This window comes from Kaistella haifensis DSM 19056 (genome assembly GCF_000735695.2).
Lineage (GTDB): Bacteria > Bacteroidota > Bacteroidia > Flavobacteriales > Weeksellaceae > Kaistella > Kaistella haifensis.
In genome coordinates this window covers 34,364-47,419 of the sequence record NZ_JASZ02000019.1, presented here as the reverse complement: position 1 = coordinate 47,419, position 13,056 = coordinate 34,364, and the positions used below count along the sequence as shown (strand labels likewise).

The 13,056-nt window shown below is 36.7% G+C and carries 13 protein-coding genes; 8 read left to right on the top strand and 5 right to left on the bottom strand.

From position 1 onward, the window contains the following. A partial coding sequence (locus AP75_RS09385) for a transposase (protein WP_143755849.1) occupies window positions 1-205 on the top strand: 205 nt, incomplete at its 5' end. 100 nt (window positions 206-305) lie between these two features. Continuing rightward, complete coding sequence (locus AP75_RS09380) at window positions 306-1,358, top strand: peptidylprolyl isomerase (protein WP_031502429.1); 1,053 nt, start codon at window positions 306-308, stop codon at window positions 1,356-1,358. 70 nt (window positions 1,359-1,428) lie between these two features. On the opposite strand, the gene AP75_RS09375 is transcribed toward AP75_RS09380, so the two are convergent. Next, entirely contained in the window at window positions 1,429-2,337 is a 909-nt protein-coding gene (locus AP75_RS09375) for a M23 family metallopeptidase (protein ID WP_031502431.1), read from the bottom strand. 211 nt (window positions 2,338-2,548) lie between these two features. On the opposite strand from AP75_RS09375, the gene AP75_RS09370 reads away from it, so the two are divergent. Genes AP75_RS09370 through AP75_RS09360 form a run of 3 tightly spaced genes read left to right on the top strand, consistent with a single transcriptional unit; the run spans window position 2,549 to window position 5,524 of the window. Further along, window positions 2,549-3,556 carry an NAD(P)H-dependent glycerol-3-phosphate dehydrogenase gene (locus AP75_RS09370; RefSeq protein WP_088264430.1) on the top strand — a complete coding sequence of 336 codons (1,008 nt, stop codon included), beginning with the start codon at window positions 2,549-2,551 and terminating at the stop codon, window positions 3,554-3,556. A 46-nt stretch (window positions 3,557-3,602) separates the two neighbouring features. Beyond that, complete coding sequence (gene mqo, locus AP75_RS09365) at window positions 3,603-5,108, top strand: malate dehydrogenase (quinone) (RefSeq protein WP_031501922.1); 1,506 nt, start codon at window positions 3,603-3,605, stop codon at window positions 5,106-5,108. A gap of 26 nt (window positions 5,109-5,134) precedes the next feature. Then, entirely contained in the window at window positions 5,135-5,524 is a 390-nt protein-coding gene (locus AP75_RS09360) for a hypothetical protein (RefSeq protein WP_031501920.1), read from the top strand. A gap of 25 nt (window positions 5,525-5,549) precedes the next feature. On the opposite strand, the gene mtaB is transcribed toward AP75_RS09360, so the two are convergent. The 3 genes from mtaB to AP75_RS09345 form a co-directional block, all read right to left on the bottom strand. Continuing rightward, window positions 5,550-6,899 carry a tRNA (N(6)-L-threonylcarbamoyladenosine(37)-C(2))-methylthiotransferase MtaB gene (gene mtaB, locus AP75_RS09355; RefSeq protein ID WP_031501918.1) on the bottom strand — a complete coding sequence of 450 codons (1,350 nt, stop codon included), beginning with the start codon at window positions 6,897-6,899 and terminating at the stop codon, window positions 5,550-5,552. 80 nt (window positions 6,900-6,979) lie between these two features. After that, entirely contained in the window at window positions 6,980-7,552 is a 573-nt protein-coding gene (locus AP75_RS09350) for a DUF1572 family protein (protein ID WP_088264434.1), read from the bottom strand. 48 nt (window positions 7,553-7,600) lie between these two features. Continuing rightward, entirely contained in the window at window positions 7,601-8,398 is a 798-nt protein-coding gene (locus AP75_RS09345; protein WP_088264432.1) for a hypothetical protein, read from the bottom strand. 297 nt (window positions 8,399-8,695) lie between these two features. Between AP75_RS09345 and glgP the strand changes: the two genes are divergently transcribed. Continuing rightward, entirely contained in the window at window positions 8,696-10,351 is a 1,656-nt protein-coding gene (gene glgP / locus AP75_RS09335; protein WP_088264428.1) for an alpha-glucan family phosphorylase, read from the top strand. Between the two features lie 125 nt (window positions 10,352-10,476). On the opposite strand, the gene AP75_RS09330 is transcribed toward glgP, so the two are convergent. Next, the gene (locus tag AP75_RS09330; protein WP_031501709.1) at window positions 10,477-10,956 is read right to left on the bottom strand and encodes a thermonuclease family protein; all 480 of its coding nucleotides are present in this window, start codon (window positions 10,954-10,956) and stop codon (window positions 10,477-10,479) included. Window positions 10,957-11,092: 136 nt separating this feature from the next. On the opposite strand from AP75_RS09330, the gene prfB reads away from it, so the two are divergent. Then, window positions 11,093-12,205, top strand: coding sequence for a peptide chain release factor 2 (gene prfB, locus AP75_RS09325; protein WP_088264426.1), 1,113 nt, complete (start codon window positions 11,093-11,095; stop codon window positions 12,203-12,205). Between the two features lie 65 nt (window positions 12,206-12,270). After that, a complete protein-coding gene (locus tag AP75_RS09320; RefSeq protein ID WP_088264424.1) occupies window positions 12,271-12,954 on the top strand; it encodes a DedA family protein in 684 nt (227 codons plus the stop codon). The last annotated feature ends 102 nt before the right edge of the window (window positions 12,955-13,056 follow it).

Below are 13,056 nucleotides of genomic sequence, written 5' to 3'. Positions count from 1 at the left end.
TTCAAAAGAAACTACCGAAGAAACTTTAAAATGGGTTCATATTGCCATTAGCAACGCCAAAAGAAATTTGTTGGGCAATTACCACAAAATAAAAAGAAAGTATCTTCAACTCTATCTCAACGAATTCATCTACAAGCTAAATCGAAGATATTTTGGAGATAGACTCTTTGAAAGGCTTATTATTGCTAACATTACAGGATTATGATTAAAAACGGATAATCAATAAAAAATTAATGATAAAGAAGAATTTTTTAATCGCATTAGCATCAATTTTGCTAACAAGTTGTACCCCAATTTATAAAAAAATGAACGTAGACAAAGAAACTTACGAAGGCCTTAATGACGGTCTTTACGCAAATTTCCAAACATCAAAAGGAAATATGATTGTAAAATTCGAAGATAAAAAAGCTCCGGTTACCGTTGCCAATTTCGTCGGATTAGCTGAAGGTAAAATCGAAAACAAAGCAAAAGCGAAAGGCGTTCCTTTCTATGATGGAACTATTTTTCACCGTGTAATCAAGGATTTTATGATCCAAGGTGGTGATCCACAAGGAACAGGAATGGGAGATCCAGGTTATAAATTTGATGATGAAAAGAACGATTTGCAACATACAGGAAAAGGAATTCTTTCCATGGCTAATTCTGGTCCGAACACCAATGGTTCCCAATTTTTCATTACGGAAGTTGCTACTCCTTGGTTGGACGGAAGACACACCATTTTCGGTGAAGTAGTTAAAGGTGAAGAAGTAATTGATGCGATCGCCAATGTAGAAAAAGGTGCACAGGATAAACCTAAAACTGATGTGGTTTTAGAGAAAGTTTCTATTTTTTCTAAAGGTGATGAATACAAAGATTACGATGCCGCAAAGGTTTTCAATGACGGAAAAGGTAAAATCCAGGAAAACAACAAAGCAATTCTCGCTAAAATTGAAGCTGATAAGAAGAAAAAAGAAGAAGAATTTGCTGCAAACCAACAAAAATTGGTAGACGATTTGAAGGCAGGAATGCAAGTAACTCCATCTGGTTTGTACTACAAAATCACCAAAACTACCAACGGTGTTGCTCCAAAAGCGGGTGACGAAGTTTCCGTACATTATGCAGGAAAATTGGTTGATGGAAGCGAATTCGATTCCTCTTTTAAAAGAAATCAGCCCATCGAAATTCCTATCGGAGTTGGACAAGTAATTAAAGGTTGGGACGAAGGAATCCTGCTTTTAAAAGAAGGAGAAGCAGCAACGCTATTAATTCCATCTGAATTAGGTTACGGAGCAAGAGGAGCAGGAGGCGTAATTCCACCAAATGCTTGGTTAATCTTCGATGTAGAGCTGGTAAAAGTAAACGGCAGCGCAGTAAAATAATTATTAAAAACTGTATTATAAAAAAACACTCCGATTTTGGAGTGTTTTTTTGTTTACTATTAAATTGAATTTAAAGGCTCATAAACAATTTCGGATTCACCGGAGTATTGTTTTTATGAACTTCATAATGCAAATGTGGACCGGTAGATCTTCCTGAATTTCCGCTTCTAGCAATCACTTGGTTTACTTTGATGATATCGTTGGTTTCAACAAGAATTTCCGAAAGATGTCCATAAAGCGTCGCCAAACCATTTCCGTGTGAAACAATGACGCAGTTTCCGTAACCGCCTTTTTTACCGGCAAAAATAACGGTTCCTTTCGCTGCAGCGCGTACATCGGTTCCGTAAGCTACCGCAATATCAAGACCTTTGTGGAATTGCATTTGATCCGCTTCAGCCGGTGGATCGTTTTTTTCAGCAACAACTTGTGGCGCAGCTGTGGTTTTAATGATATTTCCGGCGCTGTCTCGCTCTACAATGGCTTCGGGAGCTGCTTTTGATTCGGTTTTTGCAGGTTTGGCACCAGCTAAAAGTACATTTCTAGATGGAATCGGGTTTTTTCTCTTCCCGAAATTAGAAGAAATATAACCATCTGTTGGAATTCCCAGGGGAACCTGTTGCAATTTATTCTGCAGATCCATCAAATATTGGCTGTACCGATTGGTTTGTTTTGCTAGATATACCGCGTTGGAGATGCTGTCTTGAGCAAGAGTACCAATTTTTCCGTCAGTAATATTTTTTGAAGCTAAAAAGGAGTTTAATTCTCGCACCGTGTGATCTACCAAAGCGAGATTGTTTTTCATTTCAAGATAATCGATGCTGTCTTTTTGGGTGTTTATTTTTACCAAATTCACCTCGTAAGTTTTATCACTTTTTTCGGTATACAATTTGGTAATCATCAATGCTTGTGCAAAGATTACCAGCAAAAAGGCGCCTAGTAAGATATTTACTTTTTTCTTGTTGCTAAGGAAATTTTTCATATACTATTTTGTAACAGTTGTTTATAATTAAGGTTTGCAAAAATAATATTAATTTTTTAAAGTGTATTTTAATCAATTATTTTATCATATTTTTTGCTGATATACGAGTTGGAAAATAAATTTATAATTGATAATTTTAAAAAATGGAATTGTTTAAAATGCTTTTTTTTAAGCAATTCACTTTCGTATCTTTGCAAGTAAATCGAAGTTTATGGCTAAGAAAGATCAGAAAAAAGAAAAGGTTATTGGCGTAGTAGGTAGCGGAAGTTTCGCCACAGCAATCGTAAAAATGCTTACTGAAAACTCCAAAACTATTCACTGGTGTGTTCGAAACGAGTTTGTAAAAGGTGCAATCGAACTTCGTCATCATAATCCCACCTATCTTACAGCCGTAAATTTCAATGTGAAAAATTTAAGACTTACGACGGATATCAACGAGTTGGTTTCAGCTTGTGATATTGTGGTTTTAGCAACACCGTCAATTTATCTTTCAGATACTTTAGACAAGATGACTTGCGATTATACAAATAAAATTTTTGTTTCCGCGATCAAAGGTATTGTTCCGAAAGTTAATGATGTCGTAGCACATTATCTCCGCGATGAGTTCAAAATTGGATTCCGTTTTCAGGCCGTAATTGCTGGTCCGTGTCACGCTGAAGAAGTCGCTATGGAAAGACTTTCTTACCTTACTATTGCCACTATAGAAGAACATCAGGAAGTACTTCGTGAGAAATTTGCTTCTCGTTTTATCAAGGTAAATTGCAGTTCCGATATTTTGGGGAATGAATACAGTGCAATTTTGAAAAATATTTATGCAATAGGAGCAGGAATTGCAAGCGGATTAGGCTACGGAGATAACTTTACAGCCGTTTTCGTTTCCAATGCAATTCGGGAAATGGAGCTTTTCTTGGAAAGAATCCATGAGATGCCACGCGATGTGAACGAAAGTGCTTATTTGGGAGATTTGCTCGTAACCGCTTATTCGCTTTTTTCCAGAAACCGAAATCTAGGAAATCTTATCGGAAAAGGTTATACCGTGAAATCTGCAATACAATCGATGAACATGATTGCAGAAGGTTACTACGCTGCAGATTCTATCTACAAAACTGCAAAAGAAAAGAAAATGAAAACTCCGATTATCGATGCAGTTTACAGAATTCTTTATGAAGATAAAAATGCTGAAAAAGAATTTAAAAAACTTACTGCAAAGTTGGATTGATAGTAGAACAAAACAACAATATATTAATTTCTATTTTTAAATTGTCATGCCTAAATCTTTAAATATAAAAACTCCAAAACCGCACTACGACGTAGTTTTAATCGGTGGAGGAATTATGAGCGCCACGCTCGCTACATTGCTTAGTGAGTTGGATCCTAATCTTGAAATTGCAATATTCGAAAGACTCGGAAGATTTGCCCGAGAAAGTTCTGCCGCATGGAATAATGCTGGTACAGGGCATTCTGCTTTTTGCGAACTCAATTATACCCCGGAAAAAGAGGACGGAACGATCGATATTTCGAAAGCAGAAAATATCGCTGAACAGTTTGAAATTTCCAAGCAGCTCTGGAGTTATTTGATTAATAAAAATTTCATTAGAAATCCGAAAGAATTCATCATTTCATGTCCTCATATGAGTTTGGTTTTTGGGGTAAATGATGCCGAATACCTTAGAAAAAGACACGAAAAATTGACACAGTCTGTCCTTTTTAAAGGAATGGAATTTACCACGGACCACCAGAAACTTCAGGAATGGATCCCGCTGGTAATGAGTAAAAGAAAAGAAAACGAAGTTCTTGCAGCCACAAAGATGGATTTGGGAACCGATGTGAATTTTGGTACACTCACCAGAAAAATGGGAAGATATCTTGTTGATAATTCCAATGTAGAGGTATTCCTTTATCATGAAGCAAAAGACTTGGATCTGCAAAATGACGGCAAATGGAATATAAAAGTGAAAGATCGTTTGAACCAGCATAAACAAGAAGTAGTAGCAAATTTTGTTTTTATTGGCGCCGGTGGTTATGCGTTGCCACTTCTCGACAGTTCAGATATTCCGGAAAGTGAAGGATATGGCGGTTTTCCCGTTTCCGGGCAATGGCTGGTTTCTTTCAACCAAGATTTGGTGGAAAAACACCATGCGAAAGTTTATACTCAAGCAACTGTAGATGCGCCACCAATGAGCGTTCCGCATTTGGATTTAAGAATTATTGATGGGAAAAAAGCACTTCTCTTTGGACCTTTCGCCGGTTTCTCCACCAAATTTCTCAAAGAGGGAAGCTATCTCGATTTACCCGAAAGTGTAAACTTCAAAAACATCCGTTCGCTTTTTGGAGCGTGGTGGCATAATATTCCCCTCACCAAATATCTAGTACAGCAGGTTGCAATGACTAAATCTCAAAGAATGCAGCATTTAAGGGAGTTTGTAAAAGATGCAAAAGATGAGGATTGGGAAATGAAAGTAGCCGGACAAAGGGTGCAAATCATTAAAAAAGATGATAAACTCGGCGGAAAACTAGAATTCGGGACCGAAGTGGTGGTGAATAAAAATGGAACGATTGCCTCACTTCTTGGAGCTTCTCCTGGAGCTTCTACTGCGGTTTATGCGATGATTCAAGTTTTGGAAAAATGTTTTGGCGAGAGAATGAAAAATGAGTGGAAAGAAAAAATTACCGAGATGGTTCCTTCCTACGGAAAAAAACTAGCTGAAAATCCTGAACTTGCTGAAGAAATCCGAAATTACACCAAAGAAAAATTAGAACTTGAATATTAATATTCAGCATTGTTTTCATTGAAAAAGTGAGTACTATTACCAAACCTACAATAGCGCCAGAAATCCTTGAAGCTCTGCAAACCAAAGTAGAGGAGGAGAAACAGGTAATTGTGCACTGCTGTTATTCTGCCTCTTTTTTTTCCGGAGATTTGATTAGAATTTGGCAATCTACTTTTTTAATCGATGAAAATACCAACCACAAAAGCCATCTGATTCATCACGAGAATATCTCTCTTTTTCCTTACTGGACTGAGGTTCCAAGGATGAAAGATTTTTGGTTCACCTTAGTTTTTTCAGGCTTGCCGAAAGAATGCAAATCTTTTAGCTTGAAAGAAGAAATTCCTGAAGAGGGTGGCTTTTTTGTTCAAAATATCAAAAGAAATGGTACTGATGTTTATCGAGTAAAAATCAGTTGAACCCATTTTATTTTTGCGGAAAATCTTAAATTTTTGCGAGAAATTCTTCGAAAGCTGGAATCACAGATACGGTTCCGTCGTTTTCGATTTTATTCAACTTTAAAACTTCAATTTGATTGATGGAGTTTTCGTCGAAAGGCTTTTGTACACGGACATAATTTTCAGTAAATCCGAACATCAAACCGTTCTTGTTTTCGTGTTCCCAAAGTACCGGCAACGTTTTCCCCAATTGAGTTTGGTAGAAAGCCATTTTCTTTTTCTCGGAAAGAATTCTCAGCATTTTATTGCGTTTTTTTCTTTCAGGAATTGGTACAACACCTTCCATTTCAGCAGCTTCAGTGTTTTCTCTTTCAGAATAAGTAAAAACGTGCAAATAACTGATCGGAAGTTCGTTGAGGAAGTGATAAGTTTCCATAAATTTTTCTTCGGTTTCCCCCGGAAATCCTACGATAACGTCAACTCCAATACACGCATCCGGCATTACTTCACGAATTTTTGAAATTCGGTTTCGGTATAAACTGGTCAAATATCGACGTTTCATTTTTTTCAATAAATCATCGCTTCCGCTTTGCAATGGTATGTGGAAATGTGGAACAAAACTTCTGCTTTTTGAAACCAATTCGATGCTTTCGTCTTTCAAAAGATTCGGTTCAATTGAAGAAATTCGAATTCTCTCGATGCCTTCAACTTGGTCGAGTTCCGAAATTAAATCCAGAAAAGTATGTTCGTGTTTTTTATTCCCAAATTCCCCTTTTCCGTAATCACCAATGTTTACGCCTGTTAAAACGATTTCTTTAATATCTCTCTCCGCGATTTCTTTCGCATTTTTCACCACATTTTCGATGGTATCGGAACGGGAAATCCCTCTCGCCAAAGGAATTGTACAGTAAGTGCATTTGTAATCGCAGCCGTCTTGTACTTTTAAGAAAGCTCGAGTTCGGTCACCGATAGAATAGCTTCCGATGAAAAAGTCGGTTTCGCTAATTTCACAGGAATGGATTAATCCTTGGTTTTCGCTTTTCTGCAAATCGTCCAGGTAACTCAAAATATTGAATTTTTCTTTGGCTCCTAAAACCAAATCTACCCCTTCAATTGCCGAAATTTCTTCCGGTTTTAGCTGTGCATAACAACCTACAATCACCACCAAACCTTCCGGATTGGCTTTCATAGCTCGCTTCACGTGAAGTTTGCATTCTCGGTCAGCATTTTCGGTTACCGAACACGTGTTGATCACATAAACATTGGCCTTGTCTTCAAAACTTACTTTTTCGTAACCAGCATCGGTCAATTGTCGTGCAATAGTAGAGGTTTCCGCAAAGTTGAGTTTGCAGCCAAGCGTGTGGAAAGCGGCGGTTTTGGGTTGATTTGAGTTCAATTCAGTATAAAATTCAGGCTGCAAAGATAGTGATTTTAGAATTTTTAAACTAAAAACGAATTTTGCCTTGATTCATGTAGTTATTCTGCTTTATAATCTTCGCGAACTTCATCGCTATTTGCATAACAAACCGGTGAAGAATTCTGTTGTTGAAGCATTAGATGATTGAAATCTTTGGATTGATTTCTAGCGATAGAAAGGGTTTTCCAATTTTCGTTTTTCAGCATTTTTGCGATGTACACGATTTGCCCGATATGATAAGGATAATGCGCTAATTGTCTCAAAACAGCATCCGCAACTGATTGTTTTTCGCCACGGATAAAAATGGTTTGATGAAGATTTTCTTCATTAATTTGATCCAGAGCGTTGAACAGAATTTTCCAACCTTTTTCCCATAATTCCAGCGTTTCTGTTTTGGTTTTTACACTGTTTTCAAATTCCGAATCGCGGTTTCGCCAATCTTTTTCGCCATCTTCGGTGAGGAAGTTGGTCCAGCGAGAAATCATGTTTCCGGAAAGATGTTTTACGATTGTTGCAATCGAATTGCTTTCCTCGTTGTATTGCCACAAAATCTCTTGTTCATTGAGTTGTTCGAAGGTTTTGTCGCCCAATTCTTTGTAGTATTGAAACCGTTTGATGAAAAGCTCTTTCATGATTTGTACCATTTATTTGATCAAATTTACAGAAAAATTAGCGTGATTTTATTTAATCATCGTTAAATTTCCGCAGAGATTTTCGAGGTGAAAAATCTTATGAAATGGAGATTTTATTTGATGGAGGTTTTCTTTGTTTTGGATGAAAGTGTAGCGCGACGCCAATGAATGCATATCCGAAACGATCACGAGCCAACATTCCTCTACGCTGCGGTCGTAGTATGGAAATTTCTCATTTTTCTTTTCAATCAATTCAATGATTTTTTCAGACGAAAGTTCATCAAAAAGTCCCATGGTAAAATCAGGCGTAATGAAAACATTGCGGCGATGCGGCGATTTGCGGATTTTTTTCACATGACCACAGCTTTTATTTTGTCGGATAGATTTCACAATGTTGATGATCATTTCGTTTTGTTTTTCGAGCAAATCGATTTTCGCAAGATGATGAAATTCCAAAAAATAAACACCACGATATTCCGCGGTGTTTTCCTGTTCTAATATAATTTCGGCTTGGCGGAAAATCTTATTCAGTTGGCTTTCTATTTTTTTTATTTCAAGATGATTAATCACTTCGGTGAGTTCGATTCCGATTTTTTTGTTGTTGAAATTGGCGATAAAGTCGGGGCTTTCGCAGGTGAGATTTTCAAACTGTATTTCGGGAAAATGATGGAGAAACGAGTTCAGCAAAAGGATTTCTGCTTTCTTTTTATACTTTTCTCTATCGTGAAGTTGGGAGTTGTCGATTTGCCGATGATAGCGCTCGATCGGCTTTTTTTTCAAGTGGCGGTTCAGGTAGTAAAGCGATAGGTTCTTTACCAAATCTTCGTCGGAAAATACTTTCTTCATAATCTTATTTTTTTTAATCAAAAAATTGAATACCAATATTTTACGATTTTAAAGTTAGATAAAAAATTCAGATAATCAACGATTTACATAAAATTTAAAATATAATTAATATTAAATCTTACCTGAAAATGGTTTTTCATGCAATTTTTAAGGAAGAAAGATATTGTTCAAACCTTTATTTTTTGCTGATAAATCCTAAGAAAATATCGATTATATCATGTTTACCAAAAAATAATCTTAATATTTTTGAACAGCAATTAAAATTTTTACCTTTGCAACTTAAATTTATCGAAGATTATGGATTTTAAAAACTTTGCGATGCCTTTCAGCATCAACCCTGAATATTCAAAAAAAGTCGCTTATTTTTCAATGGAATTTGCCATTGATCAGGCATTAAAAATATATTCCGGAGGACTAGGATTTTTGGCTGGTTCCCACATGAGAAGTGCTTATAACTTGAAGCAAGATTTAGTAGGAATCGGGATTTTGTGGAAATTTGGTTATTATGATCAAGCACGAAATCATGATCAAACTATGCAACCAACTTGGACTAAAAAGATGTATTCTTTTTTACAAGATACCGGAATCAAATTTCAAATCGAGATCCACTCTGCACCGGTTTGGGTGAAAGTTTGGTATTTGGATCCTGAAGTTTTCCATACTGCACCGATGTTTTTCCTTTCTACAGACGTTCCGGAAAACGATCATGTTTCCAAAACAATTTGTCACCGTTTGTATGATGCAAACGAATCTACCAAAATTGCACAATATATTTTACTCGGAAAAGGCGGAGCGAAACTTCTAGATTTGATGAATTTCGAAAGAGATGTATATCATTTAAATGAAGCGCATGGTTTGCCTGCTGCATTCTATCTCTTGAAGAAATTTGGCGGAGATCTAGAAAAAGTAAAAGAAAAATTAGTTTTCACCACACATACTCCGGAAGAAGCCGGAAACGAAAAGCACAACATCTACCTTTGCCACGATATGTCCTATTTTTCAGGACTCAGCATTGATGAGGTTAAGACCATTGAAGGGGTTGAAGACGATCGTTTCAATCACTCGCTTTGCGCTTTGAGAATGGCAAGACTGGCGAATGGAGTTTCTCAACTTCACGGTGAAGTTTCCCGAAAAATGTGGAGCAAATATTCTAAAATTTGTGAAATTAAAGCCATTACCAACGCACAGGAATTTAAATATTGGGCAGATAAACCGCTTTATGATGCAAAAGATGAAAATGATCCTGTACTTTTTGATTTCAGAAAAAAACATTTAAAGAAAAGATTTTTCAAAACAGTTGCTGACCAAACCGGAAATTTATTCGATCCGAATGTGTTTACCATTGTTTGGGCACGAAGATTTGCTGGTTACAAAAGAGCAGATCTCTTGTTGCAAGACAAAGAAAGATTCGCAAGATTATTGAACAATCCGAAATATCCGGTACAAATTGTCTGGGCAGGAAAACCTTATCCGATGGATTATTCAGCGATTTCAACGTTCAATTCTTTGGTGGAAGAAAGCAAATTTCACAAAAACATGGCGGTTCTCACCGGTTATGAATTGGCTTTAAGTAAATTGATGAAACAAGGTTCAGATCTTTGGTTGAACAACCCAAGAGTCCCAAGAGAAGCATCTGGAACTTCCGGAATGACCGCCGCAATGAATGGTTCGGTGAATCTTTCAACCGATGATGGTTGGATCCCAGAATTTGCTAAAAACGGGGTGAACGGTTTCGTGGTTCCACAAGCGGATTACGAGAATACCAGTGTTTACGATCAGGATAATTTCGACCTTCAGAATCTTTATGCAGCTTTGGAAAACGAAATTCTTCCAACATATTATGACCGTCCGGATGAGTGGAGAAAAATTCAGCAAACCGCGATGGATGATGTGAAAAGTAAATTCAATTCCGACAGAATGGCAGATGAATATTACAAGCAGATTTACGCTTAATTCATTGATTAAAATAAAATACAAAATCCGGGAAGCATTGGTTTTCCGGATTTTCATTTTTTAAAATTGATTCCAATATCAAATGTCTTGGAGAAAAAAAATTGGGAAATAGCGGCAGATTTACTTTAATAATACATCCACATTCCGAGTTTGTTTCTGCGGGCTTTTTCTTCCAATTTCCTGAAGTCTTCGACGTATTTGATGTTTGGTGGAAAAGTGGCTATTCTTGCATATCCTTTCGCAAGCAAATACTGGTTCAGAAAAACACCATTTTCAAGGTAAACATAAGCTAAAGTTCTTCCGTAGCGATCGATTTTTTGTACATCAAACTCCAACCGAATTTTTTTATTGAAAAGTAATTTTTTAAGATGAGTTTTTGCTTCAGAACCAAAAACCTGAACTTGTTTTCTGTTGCCTACATTTCTGCTTTCAGGCGCATCTATTCCGATGAACCGGATTTTGTACTGGTTGTCCGACTCATCTTGAATTACTACAGTATCGCCATCTGAAACCCTCTTGATGCTATAAAATTTCCCAGAAACTTGAGCATTAATCTTTAATGAAGAAAATAAAATGAAAAAAATTATAAATAATGGTTGACGCATTGGGCGAAAATACCATAAATTCATTGAAAAACATAGTTGAAATCAACATAAACTTAGTGTATATCATAAGTTTTTATAATGTTTGAAATTGTAAATTTGTTGCAATTCCAAAATTTCAAATCCGTATTTTTGCATTATGATTAACAGCGACCAAATAAAAGAAGCACAATCCCGAATCGAGGATTTATATAAATTTTTGCAGATCGAAAAAAAGAAAATCGAAATTGCTAATGATGAAGAAAAAACGGTTTCTCCGGAGTTTTGGGACAACCCGAAAGAGGCAGAAATTTTCATGAAGCAGCTTCGTTCCAAGAAAAAATGGGTCAATGATTATGAAGAAATTTTCGCCCTATTTGAAGATATTCAGGTTTTGATCGATTTTGCAAAAGAAGATCCGGAGTCCGAGAGAGAACTTGATGAATTATATCCTCAATTATTGGAGAAAATTGAAGATTTGGAGTTTAAAAATATGTTGTCGAATGAAGGTGACGAACTTTCTGCGGTCTTGCAAATTACCGCAGGAGCTGGCGGAACCGAATCTTGCGACTGGGCTTCGATGCTAATGAGAATGTATACCATGTGGGCCGAAAAGCAAGGATATAAAATTCGGGAACTGAATTTTCAGGAAGGTGATGTAGCAGGCGTGAAGACGGTAACTTTGGAATTCGATGGCGAATTTGCGTTCGGATATTTGCGTGGTGAAAATGGAGTTCATCGTTTGGTGAGAATTTCACCATTTGATTCTAATGCGAAACGCCATACAAGTTTTGTTTCGGTTTATGTATATCCTTTGGTAGATGATACAATCGAAATCAACATCAATCCAGCCGATATTTCTTTTGAAACCATGCGTTCGAGTGGAGCGGGTGGACAAAACGTAAATAAGGTGGAAACTGCGGTTCGACTTCGTCACGCACCAACAGGAATCATTATTGAAAACTCTGAAAGCCGCTCCCAGCTTCAAAATAAAGAAAAAGCTATGCAATTATTGCGTTCCCGATTGTATGAAATGGAATTGGAAGAGCGAATGAAAGCCCGAAATGAAATTGAAGCAGGAAAAATGAAAATAGAGTGGGGAAGCCAGATTCGAAATTATGTGATGCATCCCTATAAATTGGTGAAAGATGTACGTTCCGGTTACGAAACTTCGGATGTAGATGGTGTGTTGAATGGTAATTTAACACCTTTCCTAAAAGCCTTCCTGATGGCCGATGGAACCGCTGCTACAGAAGAAGATTTTACCCTTTAAGTTTTGGCAAACTTTAACAATTTATTAATCTGCTCAAAACCCGCTGTTTTGTTATCTTTGCCAATATGGAACATTTAGAAAGTTGGAAGGATCTTTTGAATCCTGAATTTTACATTAATAATGGTGGCTTTTGGCTAATTTTATTTATCATTTTTGCTGAGACCGGTTTATTTGTCGGGTTTTTCTTACCAGGCGACAGCTTGTTGTTTGTCAGCGGGATTTATGCAGTTACAATCATTACTGAAACTTTCGGATCAACCGGGAGCGATTTTTTGGATACTACTATTTTAGCGTCCGCAGTGGCAATTGCTGCAGTAATCGGGAACGAAGTAGGGTATTGGTTTGGTCGAAAAGCAGGTCCGGCACTTTATAAAAGAGAGGATTCTTTACTTTTTAAGAAAAAATACCTTTTCCAGGCGCACGATTTCTTCGAACAGCATGGTGCACTTGCGGTAATCATGGCGAGATTTTTACCGGTGGTTAGAACCTTTACACCAATTGTGGCAGGGATTGTGAAAATGGATAAAACCCGATTTTTAATTGATAATATCATCGGAGCTTTTCTTTGGTCTTTTTCCCTCATTTTTGCTGGTCATTATTTGGATAAACTCTTTATGGATCAATTTGGAATCGATTTGAAATCTCATTTGGAGATGATTATCATTATCATCGTTTTGATTACTACTGTTCCAATTATCATTAAGTTTTTCTTTGGTAAAAGCAAACAAGAGGAAATAACAGAAGAATAATCAACGAGAATTTACATACAAAAAAAAGCAACCTAAATTATCAGGTTGCTTTTTTTATTTTAAGTTGAATTTTTGCGAAAACTAAAAGTGATTATTTAATAT